The 18491-nt window shown below is 47.5% G+C and carries 16 protein-coding genes; 10 read left to right on the plus strand and 6 right to left on the minus strand.

What is annotated here, in order from left to right; translation table 11 throughout:
• Positions 1–5: 5 nt before the first annotated feature.
• Genes CF168_RS20675 through CF168_RS20685 form a run of 3 tightly spaced genes read right to left on the minus strand, consistent with a single transcriptional unit; the run spans position 6 to position 3283 of the window.
• Complete coding sequence (locus CF168_RS20675; protein WP_089068852.1) at positions 6–1082, minus strand: CDP-glycerol glycerophosphotransferase family protein; 1077 nt, start codon at positions 1080–1082, stop codon at positions 6–8.
• A gap of 19 nt (positions 1083–1101) precedes the next feature.
• Positions 1102–2187 (minus strand): glycosyltransferase, encoded by a 1086-nt coding sequence (locus CF168_RS20680; RefSeq protein WP_089068853.1) that lies wholly within the window; start codon positions 2185–2187, stop codon positions 1102–1104.
• A gap of 52 nt (positions 2188–2239) precedes the next feature.
• Positions 2240–3283, minus strand: a complete 1044-nt coding sequence (locus CF168_RS20685; protein WP_089068854.1) for a glycosyltransferase family 9 protein — start codon at positions 3281–3283, stop codon at positions 2240–2242.
• An 88-nt stretch (positions 3284–3371) separates the two neighbouring features.
• Between CF168_RS20685 and CF168_RS20690 the strand changes: the two genes are divergently transcribed.
• Positions 3372–4124: a 3-deoxy-D-manno-octulosonic acid kinase gene (locus tag CF168_RS20690; RefSeq protein ID WP_089068855.1), complete on the plus strand. Its 753-nt coding sequence runs from the start codon at positions 3372–3374 to the stop codon at positions 4122–4124.
• A gap of 14 nt (positions 4125–4138) precedes the next feature.
• On the opposite strand, the gene waaA is transcribed toward CF168_RS20690, so the two are convergent.
• A complete protein-coding gene (gene waaA, locus CF168_RS20695) occupies positions 4139–5413 on the minus strand; it encodes a lipid IV(A) 3-deoxy-D-manno-octulosonic acid transferase (RefSeq protein ID WP_089068856.1) in 1275 nt (424 codons plus the stop codon).
• A 245-nt stretch (positions 5414–5658) separates the two neighbouring features.
• Between waaA and CF168_RS20700 the strand changes: the two genes are divergently transcribed.
• The 5 genes from CF168_RS20700 (at position 5659) to glpG (ending at position 10039) form a co-directional block, all read left to right on the plus strand.
• On the plus strand, positions 5659–6306 hold the full coding sequence (locus CF168_RS20700; protein WP_011624620.1) for a TetR/AcrR family transcriptional regulator: 648 nt from the start codon (positions 5659–5661) through the stop codon (positions 6304–6306).
• Between the two features lie 259 nt (positions 6307–6565).
• Positions 6566–7759: a glycine C-acetyltransferase gene (locus CF168_RS20705; RefSeq protein WP_011627690.1), complete on the plus strand. Its 1194-nt coding sequence runs from the start codon at positions 6566–6568 to the stop codon at positions 7757–7759.
• 11 nt (positions 7760–7770) lie between these two features.
• Positions 7771–8796, plus strand: coding sequence for an L-threonine 3-dehydrogenase (gene tdh / locus CF168_RS20710; RefSeq protein WP_011627691.1), 1026 nt, complete (start codon positions 7771–7773; stop codon positions 8794–8796).
• Positions 8797–8894: 98 nt separating this feature from the next.
• Positions 8895–9200 carry a thiosulfate sulfurtransferase GlpE gene (glpE, locus tag CF168_RS20715; protein ID WP_011718813.1) on the plus strand — a complete coding sequence of 102 codons (306 nt, stop codon included), beginning with the start codon at positions 8895–8897 and terminating at the stop codon, positions 9198–9200.
• Complete coding sequence (gene glpG / locus CF168_RS20720) at positions 9197–10039, plus strand: rhomboid family intramembrane serine protease GlpG (protein ID WP_089068857.1); 843 nt, start codon at positions 9197–9199, stop codon at positions 10037–10039. Before glpE ends, glpG begins: the two co-directional genes overlap by 4 nt.
• Positions 10040–10115: 76 nt before the next feature.
• Here the strand turns inward: glpG and elbB are convergent, their stop codons facing one another.
• A complete protein-coding gene (elbB, locus tag CF168_RS20725; RefSeq protein ID WP_089068858.1) occupies positions 10116–10772 on the minus strand; it encodes an isoprenoid biosynthesis glyoxalase ElbB in 657 nt (218 codons plus the stop codon).
• 385 nt (positions 10773–11157) lie between these two features.
• Between elbB and polA the strand changes: the two genes are divergently transcribed.
• A complete protein-coding gene (gene polA, locus CF168_RS20730) occupies positions 11158–13926 on the plus strand; it encodes a DNA polymerase I (protein ID WP_089068859.1) in 2769 nt (922 codons plus the stop codon).
• Between the two features lie 976 nt (positions 13927–14902).
• Here the strand turns inward: polA and yihA are convergent.
• Positions 14903–15562: a ribosome biogenesis GTP-binding protein YihA/YsxC gene (yihA, locus tag CF168_RS20735; RefSeq protein ID WP_011624627.1), complete on the minus strand. Its 660-nt coding sequence runs from the start codon at positions 15560–15562 to the stop codon at positions 14903–14905.
• A 169-nt stretch (positions 15563–15731) separates the two neighbouring features.
• Between yihA and CF168_RS20740 the strand changes: the two genes are divergently transcribed.
• The 3 genes from CF168_RS20740 to yihI all read left to right on the plus strand — a co-directional run bounded on the left by CF168_RS20740 (position 15732) and on the right by yihI (position 18451).
• Complete coding sequence (locus CF168_RS20740; RefSeq protein ID WP_011624628.1) at positions 15732–16355, plus strand: c-type cytochrome; 624 nt, start codon at positions 15732–15734, stop codon at positions 16353–16355.
• 823 nt (positions 16356–17178) lie between these two features.
• Positions 17179–17817: a class I SAM-dependent methyltransferase gene (locus CF168_RS20750; RefSeq protein WP_011718819.1), complete on the plus strand. Its 639-nt coding sequence runs from the start codon at positions 17179–17181 to the stop codon at positions 17815–17817.
• An 82-nt stretch (positions 17818–17899) separates the two neighbouring features.
• On the plus strand, positions 17900–18451 hold the full coding sequence (gene yihI / locus CF168_RS20755; protein WP_089068860.1) for a Der GTPase-activating protein YihI: 552 nt from the start codon (positions 17900–17902) through the stop codon (positions 18449–18451).
• The last annotated feature ends 40 nt before the right edge of the window (positions 18452–18491 follow it).

Raw genomic sequence — 18491 nt, forward strand, 5'->3', positions numbered from 1 at the left:
AGTAGCTATATTAACTTCCAATAGCCTAACTTGCGGCGCATTTTAAAGTGTCGCAGTAGGTTCAATGGCTTAGGTTTCAGCCAAGCGGTTCCCTTATCGATCAGAGCATCGGTTGCCGCGAGTACACGCTGGCTAGACAGACCATCTCCCGTGGGGTGGATTTGATTGCAATAATCATGGATATGCGCCATCAAATCATCGGGGCGGCTCAGCGCTCTCGTGAGTGCAGGTTCAATCTCTTCGACTCGGTTAATATCGATTAAATGCGCCTTCGGTGACTGATTTTTAAAGGTCACCACTGGCTTACGCTGCATTAAAAACATCAATAAAATCGAAGAAGTATCGCAGAGCATCACATCCCCCGCCTGCAAGAGCGGGATCACGTTGTCGGTTTCCACAAACTGGAGATTCTCATTTTCGAGAGTCTTGTATTGCTCAACAATACTTGGCTTCATCTTAGGATGGAATTGTACCAGCCAGCGCCACTGGCTCTTTTGCGACAGGGCTTTAATCTGCTCGAATACCTCAGGCGCACAGGTCAGACTGGGGGAGAATGTCGAGCAAAACAGCACTACTGGCCGTGGATCATCGGGCTTAATGTAAGGATTATCTTTATTTTCAATAAATAAAGGATCGAGTGCTGGCCAGCCCGTTTCGGCCACAGTAAAGGTGCCGATTTTTTTCTCTAGCTCAAGGAAAGGTAGCGTTGTCGCCGGTCCTTGGGTGCAATACAGGTCAAAACAATCACGGATTTCGAAGTGATCTTCTCGCCCCTTATGATTCATTTTGCCCGCATTAAAACCGTGGAACACCCCCACTTTAACCCCAGGGATAAAACTTGGCACTACGTTACCCGGCACGAACACGGCATCGGGTTTCCATGCCTTAACGGCATCGATATCGGGTAAGCGTTTTTCATCCGCTTTAAGGAATTTGGGGTCGACCTCACGGCCCTCGAGGAACCAACACGCCTCATCGCCACGCGCCAGAATCACTTGCTGCAGCGGCCTTAGCATCGCATAGGAATAGTTCTGTGCGATGTAGAACAAATAACGTCTTTTATTTGATTTACGCGCTTCCACCGCTTTCTCCTCGGGTAAATTATTTCGCCAGCGCGAGATATTGTTCGGCAATCGCGGTCGCATCCACCTTAGCTAAAATCTCCACATTGTCGAGGGATGGCGGCTGCGCGACCACGGCGTCAATCATCTTCGCCAAGGCCGCAGGATTGCGACGGGGCACGAGATAGGGAGCCAAATTTCCGGTCAAAATCTCATTAGGCCCGTGTGGGCAATCGGTACTGACCACTGGCGTGCCGCAGGCTAAGGATTCGATTAATACCGTCGGTAATCCTTCGAAATCGGAGCTCAGCACCAGCGCTTTCGCACCTTTGATCCAAGGAAAAGGATTACTCTGGAATCCAGGAATGATTAAGCGCTTCTCGATGCCGAATTTCTTCGCCGCTTTAATCGCCTTCTTGTGGTTATGGCATAACAGCACCACAGGCAGTTGATTTTGGGTCTGTTTAAGGGCCTCAAACAACACATCGTGGCGCTTCTGTTTAGCAAAACGTCCCACGTGGATCAGATAGTCACCCTGAGGAATTTGCGGATTCTCTTGCTGCGACTGAGCAACAATCTCATTAAATTCAAATGGATTGTAGATAGTTCGCATGGATGCAGGCTGCAAACGTCCCTTAGCTCGAATCTCTTTAGCTATGCCGTTGGACACAGTGATCAAATGCTGGCCATTGAGCGCTTTTTTCGCCCGCAGTTTCTTATAGTAGGCGAAGGGGCCTAACTTAAACTGGCGACTCAATTCTTCTTCAACCGATGAATGTACAATCACATAGAGTGGTGTCACCCCGGTTTTGGTCATCATCAAATTGGTCTTATCAAGATTAGATAAAAACAGATCGAACTTACCGACTCGGGACTCAATCTCGGCAATCTTTGCCCGTAACTTATCGACCGATGCCCCTAAGCGCCCGAAGTGATCATAATCTTTATCTTTGTCGGCAAAACATTGATGAACAGGTAAATTGTCAGGGGTTTCGTAATAACGATTATCTTCCATGACCAAAAAATGCGGCTCATGCCCTAGGCTAATAAACTGCTTTGCCAAGGTAATCATGACCTTCTCGGCTCCACCACCCGCTAAACTGTCGATGGCTATGGCTATCCGCATGATTTTTCTCCTAAACGATAATCTAAAACTCAGGGTGACAGGCTAACAGTGGTTAACTGTGTGTCTGCTGAATAACCTGATCAAATTTCTCTATCACGGCTTCGACACTAATTAGCGCCATAAGGTGCTCGCCCTTGGCACGGGTGCCCCATTTCACCTCACCGCTTTGTTGTGAGGCGATGGCCTCCTGATAAGCGCTCACCACATATTGCTGCGATAAATAAGGCCCAGTGCGACCTGGGTTGGAATGGGCATATAAACCTATGACAGGCGTCCCTTGCGTGACCGCCATATGTGCAGGGCCCGTATCGGGCGCTAGCACTAGGCTGGCGCGTTTCAGCAGAACCAGTAATTGAGTCAAACTGGTTTTGCCGACTAAGTTATCGAGTTTGGCAGAGCATGCATTGGCAATATCGTCGGCCAATGTCTTTTCAAGTGCTGTTGGGCCACCGCAGAGAATGACTCGATACCCCTTATTCACCGCATGTTGCGCCACGGCGGCATAACGCTCGGGCAGCCAATTACGCTCGGCTTTACTGGCGGCCGCACAAATCACTAATACCTTCTCGCCATCAGCAATCTGGCGCTGGGCAAATTCAGTATCCGCTTGAGGGACTGGAATATTCCAACTCGGGGTGATATCGCTAACGCCTATCGCCTTGGCGAATCCCATAAAGCCATCCAGCACATGGGGCTGAGCTAAAGGTTCGACTCTATGATTGGTGACCAGCCATTGACCTTCTTTGGCGCGGGCACGGTCGAATCCGACCCGAACCTTTGCCGAAATCGCGAGGGAGGCTAAGGTCGCACGTAGCGCGACTTGCATGTGCAACAAGACATCGAAGCGGCTGCCTTTCAAGGCTTTATGCAAGTTGAAATAACTGCGCCAGCCCTGGGATTTATCGAAAATCACAAACTCAATACCGGGCAAGTGCTTTAATAGTTGGTATTCGAGTTTGCCTATCACCCAAGTGATTTTGAGCTGGGGATATTGGCGTTGAATCGCCTGCACCATAGCCACGGCATGACAGACGTCACCGATAGCCGATAGCCTAAGCAGGCAGAGAGAATTCATGGTGTTGGGATTTAAACTCAAGCGAATAGCTCTTAAGGTTATTTGGCGCAAGCTAAGGATCTTAATGTAGAATGGCCGCAGGTGCCACGCTTAAGTCAACAAATCTCCCATGAACGCACAAATCAAAATCATAAATACCGCCGATGGCTATATGGCACTTTGCCAAGATACGCCTGAAGACATAACACCAGCTTGGTTTTCGGTGGATTTCTGGCGTGAAAAAGCCGCGGTAGTGGGATCATCCAAGGGACGTTACACCACTTGGTTTGTGGCCTTTAACGAGCGCCATTGGGTATTGCGACATTACTGGCGCGGTGGCCTGATGGAGAAATTCAGTAAGGATGCCTACTTCTATACTGGGCTTGAAAACACCCGCGCCATGGGCGAACTAAGGCTGCTCGACCTGCTCTACCGCGAGCAATTTGCGGTTCCTAAACCTATTGCCGCCAATATTGTGCGCGATGGCTTGTTCTACCGTGCCGACATTATTATCGAGCGGGTCGATGGCGCCGAAGACTTGGTCGCTAAGTTAACCAAAGACGCTATGACTCCAGAGCAGTGGCAAACACTAGGCGCCACCATTGCCCAATTTCATCGCCGCGGCGTTTACCATGCCGACTTAAACGCGAAAAATATTTTGTGGCAACCACAGCAAGCGGATGGCGTACAAAAACGTTTCTATCTGATTGATTTTGACCGGGGTGAGATCAAAACGCCCCATGTCCAATGGCAGAAGGCGAACCTTGATAGGTTGCTACGCTCCTTCAATAAAGAACAAGGAAAACAGCCTATGCTCGCCTTTACGCCCGCCGACTGGACGGCTCTGCTCTCAGGCTATCACTCAGTGCTCCCCAAAGCCTAATCACCTAAACGGCGTTAGGCTGTTTGGCGCGAGAGTAACGACTCGGCGAGAGCAAACTGACGCTGCAATGCACCACGATTAGCCTCTACCACAGCAAGGCCTGCTTCAGCGGCTTGTTGGCGTAACGCAGGTTGCTCAAAATACTGAATTAAATTCTCACCCAACTCTTGGCCTGAACTCACAATTCGCAGGCCCCCCGCATCTGCCAACATTTGGGTAATTTGGGCAAAATCCCAATGATTCGGCCCCACCATCACAGGTACGCCCATGGCCACGGGCTCTAAGGGATTATGGCCCCCATTTTCAATTAACGTTCCGCCCACAAAGGCTTGATCGGCAGCGCCATAGAAGGTTAACAATTCACCCATGGTATCGCCCACCAGCACCTGCGTCGTGGCGGTAATCGCTTGAGCTTCACTACGGCGTACAAATTCAAAACCTTGGCTGGCGACAACATCGGCCACCGCCGCAAACTGCTCAGGATGACGCGGCGCAATCACCAATAACGCCTCTGGCCATTTAGCGAGCAGCTGCTTATGGGCGCTCAGCATGGCATCAAACTCACCGGGGTGAACACTCCCAGCCACCCACACGGGCGCAGCCTCTTTCCCCCAAGTCTGCCTAAGCTCTCGCGCTAGGGTTAATCGTTCAGGGGTGATAGTTAAATCAAACTTCAAACTGCCGCAAACTGTGACTCTATCAGCAGGCACCCCAAGGTCGATAAACCGCTGCGCCTCGGCTTGCGTCTGCACCGCAACCACATCTAAACGTTGCAACATGGGGCGACTCAACTGTGGACGCTTGGCATACTGCGCCGCCGATTTAGCCGACAGCCTGGCATTAGCGAGCATCAAGCGCACGCCGCGCTTAGCCGCCAGCGCCACGAGATTCGGCCACAGCTCAGTCTCCATAATGATGCACCATTTAGGGGATAACTGGCGCAGAAAGCGGTTCACACACCAGAGCAAATCGAAGGGCAAATAGCAATGTTGTACTTGATCACCAAAGGCTTTACGCACCTCAGCAGACCCCGTCGGGCTTGAGGTTGTGACCGTAATCTTAAGCTGTGGATGCGCCTGTTGGATCTGGCGGATTAACGGAATCGCCGCCAGCGTTTCGCCCATAGAAACCGAGTGGATCAGTAAATCCGTTGGTGCCAGTCGTGTTAATCCGAAGCGTTCGCCCCAGCGGCCACGGTAATCAGGGCTTTTAATGGCACGGAACGCCAAATAGACAATGAGCAGAGGGGATAATAGATAAAGCAGCACACTGTAAAAAAATCGATTCATAAAAATCGTGCTTATGAGTTTTTGCCTGATGAATAGTGGCAATGTTAGCATAATATCCCCAAGCGTCCTCAAGATACGAGTTTCAGCCTCTTGAGATTGTTTGGGGATATCAATCGTATTGAATTTTTGTTCATTGGGATGAATCCATACGATTTTAAATTAGGGATAATTTACCAGCAGTGTAGCGGTCGTTGGTTAGCCTTCTTTAATCAATTTGTAGCGTTCACTAGCCACTTGGAAAATATATGAAAACCCGCGACAAAATCATCTATGCCAGCCTTGAGCTATTCAATGAGCACGGCGAACGAAATATCACCACCAATCATATTGCCGCTCACCTGAATATGAGTCCCGGGAATCTTTATTATCACTTCCGTAATAAGGAAGACATTATCCGCTCGATCTTCAGTCTCTACGAGGCGCACCTCGAATCGGGATTCCAACCCTATGAAGGTGAGCAAGTCAATGTGGAGCAATTGATCGGCTATTTCGACGCGATGTTTTACACCCTGTGGCAATTCCGTTTTATGTACGCCAATCTGGCTGATATTCTCGCCCGCGATGAAGAATTAAAAAGCCGTTATCTGCAGGCGCAGCAACAAGTATTAACGCGTTCGAGCCACGTGCTGGATAAACTCAAGCAGGATGGTTTTTTAAATATCGACAATGACAAAATCACCCAACTTGCCGACACCATTAAGATGATTGTGAGTTTTTGGATTGGTTATCAACTCACCCAATCCAGCACTTCAACCATCACTAAAGGCATTCTGTACGAAGGTGTACTGCGGGTATTGATGATTTTTAAGGCCTACGCCACCCCAACTTCTCAAGCGACCTTCAGCCGTTTAGAGCAGCACTACCACGAGCTAGCGACCCAAGATTCACTCTAATTGCCCCAAGCCATCGCATTTAGCACTAAACTCAACAGGTTAAAGGTGCTAAATGCGGGCTCAATTTATACCCTCTGCGGTGATGCAACTCTCAAGCCGACCATGTTGCACATTAGTTTTTATAATGTAACAACCCCTTTAGCCCTAAACTAATTTATCTAGCTAACCTGCATGAAAAAAAGGCTGTAGGCCGATAGGGTTTAGCGTTAGAATGCCGCAACTCCCAGAATCAGAATAAAGTTAACTAAGGAGATATCAGGTGGCCTCTACCTCATTCTACGCACAGATTAATCAACAGCTTGCCGATGTTAAAGCCGAAGGTTTATATAAAAGCGAGCGTGTTATTGCCTCACCGCAACAGACTGCCATTCAAGTTAATCACCAAGAAGTTGTTAACTTTTGCGCCAACAACTACTTAGGCTTAGCCAACCACCCAGAACTGATTAAAGCCGCACAGCAAGGCTTAGACAGCCACGGCTTTGGTATGGCTTCAGTCCGTTTTATTTGTGGAACCCAAGACATCCACAAGCAACTCGAAGCCAGCCTGAGTGAGTTCCTCGGCATGGAAGACACGATTCTGTATTCTTCTTGCTTCGACGCCAACGCAGGTTTGTTTGAAACCCTGTTAGATGCCGAAGATGCGATTATCTCCGACGCCCTAAACCATGCCTCTATTATCGATGGCGTGCGCTTATGTAAGGCCAAACGTTTCCGTTACGCCAACAACGATATGGCGGATTTAGAGACGCAATTGATCGCCGCAAAAGATGCTGGCGCGCGCAATATTCTGATCGCTACCGACGGCGTATTCTCAATGGACGGCGTGATCGCCAACCTGCAAGGCGTGTGTGATTTAGCCGATAAATACGGCGCATTGGTCATGGTTGATGACTCACATGCCGTGGGCTTTGTTGGCCTCAACGGCCGTGGTTCGCACGAACACTGTGGCGTGATGGGCCGTGTCGATATTATCACCGGCACCTTAGGCAAAGCCTTAGGCGGCGCATCGGGCGGTTTCACTTCAGGTAAAAAAGAAGTCATCGACTGGTTACGCCAACGCTCTCGCCCTTACCTATTCTCTAACTCATTGGCGCCTTCGATTGTAACGGCCTCTATCCATGTATTAGAGATGCTCAAATCGGGCCAAGCACTGCGTGAAGCCGTATGGGAAAACAGCCGTTATTTCCGCGAAAAAATGTCAGCGGCAGGCTTTACCTTAGGCGGCGCCGACCACGCGATTATCCCAGTGATGATTGGCGATGCCAAACTGGCGAGCGATTTCGCTAACCGTTTATTAGCAGAACATATTTACGTTATCGGCTTCTCATTCCCTGTAGTGCCAAAGGGACAAGCCCGTATTCGTACTCAAATGTCGGCGGCACACACCCGTGAGCAACTCGACAAAGCGATTGAAGCCTTTACCCGTATCGCTAAAGAAATGGCGATTATTTAGGACCCTACAAAATGAAAGCACTAAGCAAGTTAAAAGCCGAAAAAGGCATTTGGTTAGTCGATGCGCCTAAGCCTGAAATGGGCCACAACGATCTGCTGATCAAGATTAAAAAGACCGCCATTTGTGGCACCGACATGCACATCTACAACTGGGACGAATGGTCACAAAAAACCATTCCTGTACCTATGGTGGTAGGTCACGAATATGTGGGTGAAGTGGTTGATATCGGTCAAGAAGTTCGTGGCTTTAAAATTGGTGACCGCGTTTCTGGCGAAGGCCATATCACCTGCGGCCACTGCCGTAACTGCCGCGCAGGTCGCACCCATTTATGCCGCAACACCTCAGGTGTGGGTGTAAACCGCGAAGGTTCATTTGCCGAATACTTAGTGATCCCAGCCTTTAACGCCTTCAAAATTCCCGATGATATCAGCGATGATTTAGCGTCTATCTTCGACCCGTTCGGTAACGCGGTGCACACTGCGCTGTCATTCGACTTAGTGGGCGAAGACGTGTTAATCACTGGCGCGGGCCCTATCGGTATTATGGCTGCGGCCGTATGTCGCCACGTTGGTGCTCGCCATGTGGTTATTACCGACGTTAATGAATACCGCTTAGAGTTAGCTCGTAAAATGGGTGCTACCCGCGCAGTTAACGTGGCTCAGGAAAACCTGAAAGACGTGATGAAAGAACTCGGTATGACCGAAGGGTTCGACGTGGGCCTCGAAATGTCTGGCGTACCGTCAGCCTTCCACGCCATGTTAGATACCATGAACCACGGCGGCAAAATCGCGATGCTCGGCATTCCAGGTGGCGAAATGGCGATTGATTGGAGCAAAGTGATCTTCAAGGGTCTGGTCATCAAAGGCATTTACGGCCGTGAAATGTTCGAAACCTGGTACAAGATGGCAAGCTTGATCCAATCTGGCTTAGATATTTCGCCTATCATCACGCACCACTACAAGATTGATGATTTCCAAAAAGGCTTCGACGCTATGGGCTCGGGCCAATCAGGTAAAGTCATCCTCAGCTGGGATTAATTCTCTTAGCTATGCCAATCACGGGGCTGTACACATGCAGCCCCATGTTGCACACTTATCCCATCGCTCATCCCTTTTCAGTTATTTCAGGTTTTATTATGTCTTCCTTTAAACACCTTAGCGTTAATCAATTAGTGCAAATGACCGAGTCAAAGCCAGTGCAAATCGTCGATATTCGCGATGGTCACAGCTTTAACAACGGCCACATTGATGGCGCATTTAATTTGAATAACGAGAATCTGGCGCACTTTATTGGCCAAGCGGATATGGACAGTCCTTTAGTGGTGGTTTGCTACCATGGCATCAGCAGCCAAAATGCCGCGCAATACCTGTGTGAGCAAGGCTTTGATGATGTCTATAGCCTAGATGGTGGCTTTAGCGCTTGGCATGAGGCCAATGCATGATAGAGATTGGCAGACTCCCCAACAGCAGAGCCGCGCAGGCCTTTGTCGATTACCTTAAAGGTGAACAGATAGACTGCCAGATTCAGCCATTGCCGCAGGGAGTCGCTATTCTGGTTATCCGCGATCAAGATGCCGAGCAAGCCCGTAAAGAATTCGCCCATTTTATCGCACATCCTTACGATAACAAATACTTACAAGCCTCGTGGGAGCATGGTGATACTCATACTAAGCTCGACTATGGCGCCCCTTCTTTACAGCTTTTTGCGCAATTTATCACAGGCGCAGGCCCAGTTACTCTTATCATCTTTGGCCTCTGTGTACTGATTTATGCCGCGATGAATTTAGGCTTCGGCGGCCCGGTTTATGAAACGCTCTCCTATTTCGGTGCGGTGCCTGACACCAGTGTTAGTCAATTCTGGCGCGTGTTTACCCCAAGCCTGATGCACTTTTCGGCCATGCATATCATCTTCAACTTACTCTGGTGGTGGTATTTGGGTGGAAAAATCGAGACTCGCATAGGTACAGCCCCGCTGTTAATCCTGCTACTGGTCGCCGGTACTTTACCCAATGTCGTCCAATACTATGTTAGCGGCCCCAACTTTGGCGGGCTGTCGGGCGTAGTGTATGCCGTCGCCGGTTACACTTGGGTCATGGGGATCCGTAAACCCGCAGCAGGAATAGGTTTACCGCCCTCCTACATGGGATTTATGTTGATTTGGCTGGTGTTAGGCTTTACGGATTTCTTAGGCGTGTCAGTGGCAAATGGCGCCCATATTGGCGGATTACTGATAGGTCTCGCCCAAGGCTGGTTCGATAGTCGCAGTAAAGCCACTCGCTAATTCACCGCGATTGCTTCCATGCTCGATTAAAAAGCAGGGTAAGCCCAAAGGCTTACCCTGCTGCATTTAGGTGCCGTTACTTGGCCAACTCTAATACTTTGGCAACCAGCTTCTCGATGCCAGAGTGCGCCTCGGCAATGTTCCCCGCCAGCATATAAGCGGGCGTGCTGACAATCTTATTCGCTTCATCCACCACGATATCATGCACAGTCGCCGCCTGATGATGGCCGCCCATCAGATTAAAGGCTGCTACCGTATCCACATCATTACCGATAGTGCCCTTAGCGCCGTGTCCATATAAACGCGGGATCATCATTGGCGCGATACAAATAAAGCCGACAGGCTTTTTCGCTAGAATAAATTCATTAATAAAATCAGTAACGAGTGGATTCACTTCACACTCACTGCCATTAGTGGCGAAGTTACACAGATTTTTCGCCGCCCCAAATCCGCCAGGGATAATCAGTGCATCGAAATCGGTAATATCGAGTTCGGTGGTTGCTTTTACTTCGCCACGGGCGATACGTGCCGATTCAACTAGCACATTTCGTGTCGCCGTCTTGTCTACTTCGCCCGTGAAGTGATTAACAACATGCATCTGATTGATATCAGGAGCAAAACATTGATATTGAGCACCCGCTTTCGACAGAGATAATAACGTTAAAACCGATTCATGGATCTCTGTTCCATCGAAAACACCGCACCCACTGAGCAATACTGCGATTTTTTTCATTATAAATATCCTTCTTATGTCATTTGGTTTTAACAAACTGTAAACAAAATGGTTGATCTGCTTAAAAATCATGCTAACTTAGTTCGTCGAATCTAAGGGTTGGTGAAAATTAACGCAGCCTTTAGGTATTTTACGGAGTCAAGAAAAAATCCACAAATCAGGAAGATTTTTCAAGAAACAGTATTGAACTCACACAAATATTTTAAAAATATAAAAATCAACAACTTAAAAATATCGCACCAAGCCGTAAACATCGCCATTATTCACAGTTGACTTTTTCACTCACAGAGTTATCCACAGGCTGAGAGTCAATTTGCCGTGGCTGAAATACCGTATCTGTGGCATGCTTACCGCCATCTAAGTCATCGATAAACGAAAATTACTTATGCCTACCATAGCCAATAACCCACTTGTCCTTGTGGATGGATCTTCTTATTTATATCGCGCCTATTATGCGCCTCCTCACCTGACAAACTCAAAGGGCGAAGCTACTGGTGCTGTTTATGGCGTAGTGAATATGCTCCGCAGTTTATTAAGCCGTTATCAACCTAGCCATATCGCTGTGGTGTTCGACGCTAAAGGCAAAACCTTCCGCAATGACTTATATGAAGAATACAAGGCACATCGCCCGCCTATGCCGGATGACCTGCGCTCACAAATTGAACCACTACACCGTATTATCCGTGCCTTAGGCCTGCCCTTAATCTCTATTCCTGGTGTTGAGGCGGACGATGTTATCGGCACAATCGCTCGCCAAGCGAGCCGCGAAAACCGCGCTGTACTCATCAGCACTGGTGATAAAGACATGGCGCAGCTGGTTGATGAAAATATCACGCTGATCAACACCATGACAGATACCATCATGGGTCCTGAAGAGGTTGCGGCTAAATATGGTGTTGGCCCAGACAGAATTATCGATTTCTTGGCGTTGATGGGCGACAAGGCAGATAACATTCCCGGTTTACCCGGCGTAGGCGAAAAAACCGCATTAGCTATGCTCACAGGGGCGGGTAGTGTCGCCAATTTGCTTGCAGAGCCCGAAAAAGTCACCGAATTAGGCTTTAGGGGCGCAAAAACCATGGCGGCGAAAATAATCGACAATGCCGACATGCTAAAACTGTCCTATGAGCTTGCTACCATTAAAACCGATGTCGAGCTCGAACAAGATTGGCATGAACTCGAAGCCAAACCCGCTGACAGGGATGAGCTGATCAAATGCTATGGCGAAATGGAATTTAAGCGCTGGCTTGCCGAAGTCTTAGACAATAAGGCGCCGACGACGGTCGCAGCAAAAGTCGAAACGACCGAAACCCAAGAAGAATCAACGCCCAGCGTCACGATTGAAACTCAATACGATACGATTCTGACCGAAGCTCAGCTCGATGAGTGGATTGCCAAACTCAAGCAAGCGCCATTAATGGCCGTAGATACCGAGACCACCAGCCTCGACTATATGGTTGCGGAATTGGTTGGCCTGTCCTTTGCTGTTGAAGCGGGTAAAGCCGCCTACCTGCCCTTAGCCCACGATTATGTTGGCGCGCCTCAACAATTAGACAAGCAAACCGCTCTCGAAAAACTGCGCCCGATACTCGAAGACGCCAAGCTCAAAAAAGTCGGTCAAAACCTGAAATATGACATCAGCGTATTGGCCAATGCAGGCATACAACTCCAAGGAGTGGTATTCGACACTATGCTCGAATCCTATGTGTTTAACTCGGTCGCCTCACGCCATGATATGGATGGGTTGGCGCTTAAATACCTAGGCCATAAAAATATCGCCTTTGAAGATATCGCGGGTAAAGGTGCTAAACAGCTGACCTTTAACCAAATTCCGTTGGAAACAGCAGCGCCCTATGCAGCGGAAGATGCCGATATTACCCTACGTCTACATCAACATTTGTGGCCAAGACTCGAAAAAGAGACCGAATTAGCCTCGGTCTTTACCGATATTGAACTGCCGCTGATCCAAATACTGTCCGATATTGAACGCCAAGGTGTGTTTATCGATAGCATGTTGCTCGGCCAACAAAGTGATGAGCTTGCCCGCAAAATCGATGAGTTAGAAACAAAAGCTTATGATATTGCAGGTGAAAAATTCAATTTAAGCTCACCAAAACAACTACAAGTGCTGTTTTTTGAAAAGCTGGGTTATCCGGTCATCAAAAAAACCCCTAAGGGCGCCCCCTCTACCGCGGAAGAAGTACTGGTTGAGTTGGCATTGGATTTCCCTCTGCCTAAAGTGATCCTTGAGCATAGAAGCCTAACCAAGCTAAAGAGTACTTACACCGACAAGCTCCCTCTAATGGTGAACGCGAAAACGGGTCGGGTACACACAAGCTACCATCAGGCCAACGCCGCAACGGGGCGTTTGTCCTCGAGCGAACCCAACCTACAGAATATTCCTATCCGCACCGAGGAAGGTCGTCGTATTCGCCAAGCCTTTATTGCGCCTCAAGGACGTAAGATTTTGGCCGCCGACTATTCGCAGATTGAATTACGCATCATGGCGCATTTATCCCAAGATGCGGGCTTACTCAAAGCCTTCGCTGAAGGTAAAGACATTCACAGAGCCACCGCCGCCGAAGTATTTGGCACCGACTTTGACAGCGTCACCTCGGAGCAGCGTCGCCGCGCCAAAGCCGTTAACTTTGGCCTTATCTATGGCATGTCCGCCTTTGGATTGGCGCGTCAGCTCGACATTCCCCGCAACGAGGCACAAACTTACATCGACACTTACTTCGCTCGCTATCCAGGCGTATTAAGGTATATGGAAGAAACACGAGCCAGTGCAGCAGAACTTGGCTATGTCTCTACGTTATTTGGGCGCCGCCTGTATTTACCCGAAATTCGCGACCGCAATGCAATGCGCCGCCAAGCAGCAGAAAGAGCCGCGATTAACGCCCCAATGCAAGGCACCGCCGCGGATATCATTAAAAAAGCCATGATCAGCATTGCCGATTGGATAAAAACCGATACCCAAGGTGAAATCGCCATGATCATGCAAGTCCACGACGAATTAGTATTCGAAGTCGATGCCGATAAAGCCGAAACACTCAAGCTCAAGGTGTGTGAACTTATGGCAAAAGCAGCCAATCTGGATGTGGAACTTCTGGCAGAAGCTGGTATTGGCGATAACTGGGACCAAGCCCACTAGCATTCAAACGCTAGACTTTAACTTCTAACACTCGTTGCTGACTCGTACTAAGGCTCATTCTTTACAGGATGGGCCTTTATATTTGGTGCAACTCTTAGGTGTCGCAAAAATCAACGCTGCAGAGAACAAGATGAGGAAAGGTTGTTTACTCAGGCGAATACCCTGATGGCTAAACCCCCTCAAGAGCGGGAAGCAGCATTTGACTCACCGTACAATGCACCCCGTCACTAATGCATCCCTCCTCAATTCTCGCAGCTTCAACACCGCTATAAGCACAACCAGCTATCCGCGTGACACTCCATACAAGCCTAAACAATCGTTCGCTGATGGATACAACCAAGAACAATCACCAAAATAGAGTAAAAACATTAAATCTGAATAATTGATCAGTTCTGTACTAAAAATACGGTCAATTTAGCGAAATCAGTGGTTTAAATGTCTTTTGTGAAAATATCAGATCAAACACCGCTGGTTTTTTCACCTAAAACTTGAGATCTACCGCACACAATTATCACTTTTTCAAAAAAACTGTTTTCCATTTAGAGATAAATAGCGTATTATTCTCTGCGTAGGGTACAGAGGTTAAGATGTTCTATCTTTCAGACCTTTATTTCACTTATAGTGACGAGCCAAATTCTGGCGCCCCAGCAACTTGTTTGCTGGGGCTTTTTTTTGCTCTTTTTTCGGCGTTGGGATGATTTCAACAAAGGCGAGTAAATTTTAGAGTATTTACTTTAATAAAAGGTAAATTCGATGTATGCTGTCTTCATTGAGAACCATTGAAGGTAATTTGATGGTGCTTGAGTCTTGTTGAATTTAGCTTCTCCCCAAAAGAGCTAAAATTTTGGCCGGTGACTAATGTTATCGGCTATTTTTTTGCCCCAAATTTACGGGGTGAAATAGATGTTTTATAAGGGGATATTGCAGAAAGAAATGGCCGAATGCACTCAAGGCATCCGACCATAAAGCAAAAGACTTACTCGGCGTCGTCTTGGTTTTCTAACTCATCGGCCAACCATTGCGGATGACACCATTCATTTAGAATACTCAGCACTTTAGGTTTGCCCGTGCCTTTGAGCGCAGAAAAAGGCTCAACCTGTACCCAATCACCAAATTCAACCAGCGCTTTACGCACTTCGTTCACGGTTTTCATCTTCGCGCTTTGCGCCAATTTATCGGACTTAGTCAGTAATGCGAGTACTGGAATTTCACTCGCAACCGCCCATTCGATCATCTGCATATCCAAATCTTTCAACGGATGACGAATATCCATCAATACCACAACGCCACTTAAGCACGCACGCTTCTGCAAATATTCGCCGAGGGATTGTTGCCACTTTAATTTCATGGCTAAAGGCACTTGGGCAAAGCCATAACCCGGTAAATCGACTAATCGGCGCTGCGCATCGAGTTCAAATACGTTAATCAGCTGAGTGCGGCCCGGCGTTTTACTGGTACGCGCTAAGTTTTTCTGCTCAGTTAATGCATTGAGCGCACTCGATTTTCCGGCATTGGAACGACCAGCAAAAGCAATCTCAACACCAACGTCGCCGGGCAGATATTGATCCAAATGTGCAATGTCAGGTGCACTGATTAAAAACTTCGCCCTGCGAAAATCTATATGAGATTCAGTCACTATTTACTCCAATATATTTACTGCGCAATACCATAATTTATGAAGAATTGCTTACTTTTCCACGTTTTCGTGTAAAATATTACCCCGATCACATTAAACATATTTTACCACGCTTGCGGGTCACCCTAGTAAGCTCAGGATAATAATCTTAACCAGAAGTTGGAACGCCATGAAAAAGTTAGCTCTTGCGCTGTCTGTTGTAGTTGCCGCCATATCTTCACCTGCGATTGCTGAAGGTAATGCTGAAGCGGGAAAAACTAAAGTTATCGTTTGTTCTGCCTGTCACGGCATGGACGGTAACAGTATGATCGATATGTACCCTAAGCTTGCGGGCCAACACGCCACATACCTCCAAAAGCAACTACATGATTTCCGTAGTGCGGCGCAATCTGGCGGTAAAGATGGTCGTATGGATCCTATCATGAGTGGTATGGCAATGCCTCTAAGCGATCAAGATATTCTTGATATCAGCGCTTATTTCTCTAGCCAAGCAATCCAAGTTGCTGAAGCGAAAGATGTTCCTGAGCTAGGTGCAAAACTTTACAAAGGTGGCGATGTATCACGCGGCATCACAGCTTGTATGGCATGTCATGGTCCAGATGCTAAAGGTGCTGAATCAGCAGGTTTCCCTGCATTAGCCGGTCAACACGCTAACTACATCAAGATCCAACTGACTAAGTTCCGTGATGCAGGTCGCCACAACGACCTCAACGGCATGATGCAAGATGTCGCGAAAAAGTTAAGCGACAGTGATATCGAAGCATTATCTAAGTACATTGCTAGCCTGAAATAGGTTTTAGCGATAAAAAAGGGTGCACTGTCACCCTTTTTTATTATCACAAAGTTTACGTTAACGTAAACTGATAAACATTCATGCTTGACATAGATCACAGATTTGGGTTTAATAAGCCCCGTACCGAGATAAACCCATCTGTTTGTACAAATAAATTAATAATAACTTGCAGATTTCGGTATAATTAACATTCAAGATATAAGAATAAAGACTCTCAATAACAATAATATAACTAAGACCACTCTCTAATAATAATAAGAGCAGTGATTTCGCCTTGAAATCCCGGTCAGTACATTTTTGTAAGGGATGGCCGATAACGCCAATTTGCGATAAGCAAATCGCCTTACACTCAGGGTAACTTGCCCCATCAGGACACAGTTTGAATGATTCAAACTGTAGCAAAGGAAGCTAATAGCTTTGGATGCACTGGCTGGAAGCTTGTTATCACTGGAAGGTACTTCAAGCAACATGGATGGTTAACTTAACGTCATTGATGACGCTGTAATAAAGATGTGTCTTGAGACCATCTACGGAAACTGTGGTCTGGATGGCAACAGAAACTAATTAAGTGTCTGGAAGACCGATAACTAAAATGATGCAGGGAAAGCAGTAAAAAAAAGAAGGATACCGACCGGGAAAGTCGCATAGCAAGTAAGGATACTTGGAATCAGAATAGGGTGCAAAATGCACCGTTTGTAAGGCGGCAGTTTAACTGCCGCCTTTTTTCTTTGTGATTCTCCACCAGCATACATCCAGCACCGAAAGTGCACTTCCGCAATATAATTGTTACAATCAAGACCTTAATACTTTTCTAGTTGACTCAATGCGCAGATGTTCCCTTTGTCATAGCACGCAAACACTGTTGCTCCTTCAGGACAAGAAACGGTGTTTTTATGTTTGCCAGACATGCGGACTCACCTTTGCCGACGCAAATAGCCATCTTCCTCCCGCGGCAGAAAAACAGCGTTATGGTCGTTCGCGAATTGCCGCCAAACAGCGCCAACTCTCGCAATTTATTCTACCGCTACTGACACAAATACAATTGCAGCAGAAAGGGAGCCTCACGGGCTTAAATTTTGGACGCGTGTTAGATCAAACCAGTCTGGCGACCATTGAATCGGCGGGACACACTTTCAAGCAGTATGATCCTTTCTTCGCGCCCGACCACGAAACGCTTAAGCAAGAATATGATTTTATTTGTTGCTACCGAGTCTTTGAGCATTTTCAGCACCCCAGTAGAGAATGGAGTTTACTGACCCGTTTACTCAAATCGGGTGGCTGGTTAGCGATTAGCACACCCTTATTAATTGATTTAGAAGGCTTTGCTAAATGGCATTATAAAAACAATCTCACTCACGTGAGTTTTTACCAAAGACAAACCTTTGAATACCTAGCGAGTAATAGCGATTTTGAACTATTATTTGCCGCGAAAGACCTCGTTTTGATGCAAAAAACATCATAATCTGGTATAACAGCCGACCGAATTTAGTACCGAGTCGATCCCGTATCGGCTAGGCCACACGTTGTAAACAATTGAGAAAATCATGTCTCGTAGCAAGAAAACACGCAAGGGCGGCGAGAATAGCCCTAAATTACAGCCAAGAGTGAAAAAGCAGGATCGTGCAGAAGTCACTGGCAAGCGCGCCGAAAAGGGCAACAAGTCTGGCAGCCGTCATAATGAGGCGCTGATCCAGGCTCAAGCACCACAGAAAAAGGCTGCACAGAAGAAAGATCCTCGCCATGGCAGCAAAAAGCCTGTGGCATTGGCTTTACCAACTGCAACAGAAAAGCCAGCTACGCCAAAGGTTAAGCAACCCAAGTTAACCGACGAGCAAAAACTGCTGAAGCTGGAAGAAGATCCAAGACTGAACCAGTTGCTCGATATGCTGGAAGAAGGCCGTAACTTAAGCAATGACGACCAACAGTGGTTAGATCAGCAGCTGAACAAGATTGAAGCCCTGATGATTAAACTGGGTATCAGCGATGAGTTAGAAGATGAAGCGCCAGCAAAATCTAAAGCCGATTCAGATGATGACCTGTTCGATCGCTTTGAATCGGGTGCCGACCTGCTAAAAGATTATCAAGATAAGTTTTAAATCTTAGAATATGCATAAAAACAAAGTGCTCAGCCTTTGT

This window comes from Shewanella bicestrii, assembly GCF_002216875.1.
Lineage (GTDB): Bacteria > Pseudomonadota > Gammaproteobacteria > Enterobacterales > Shewanellaceae > Shewanella > Shewanella seohaensis.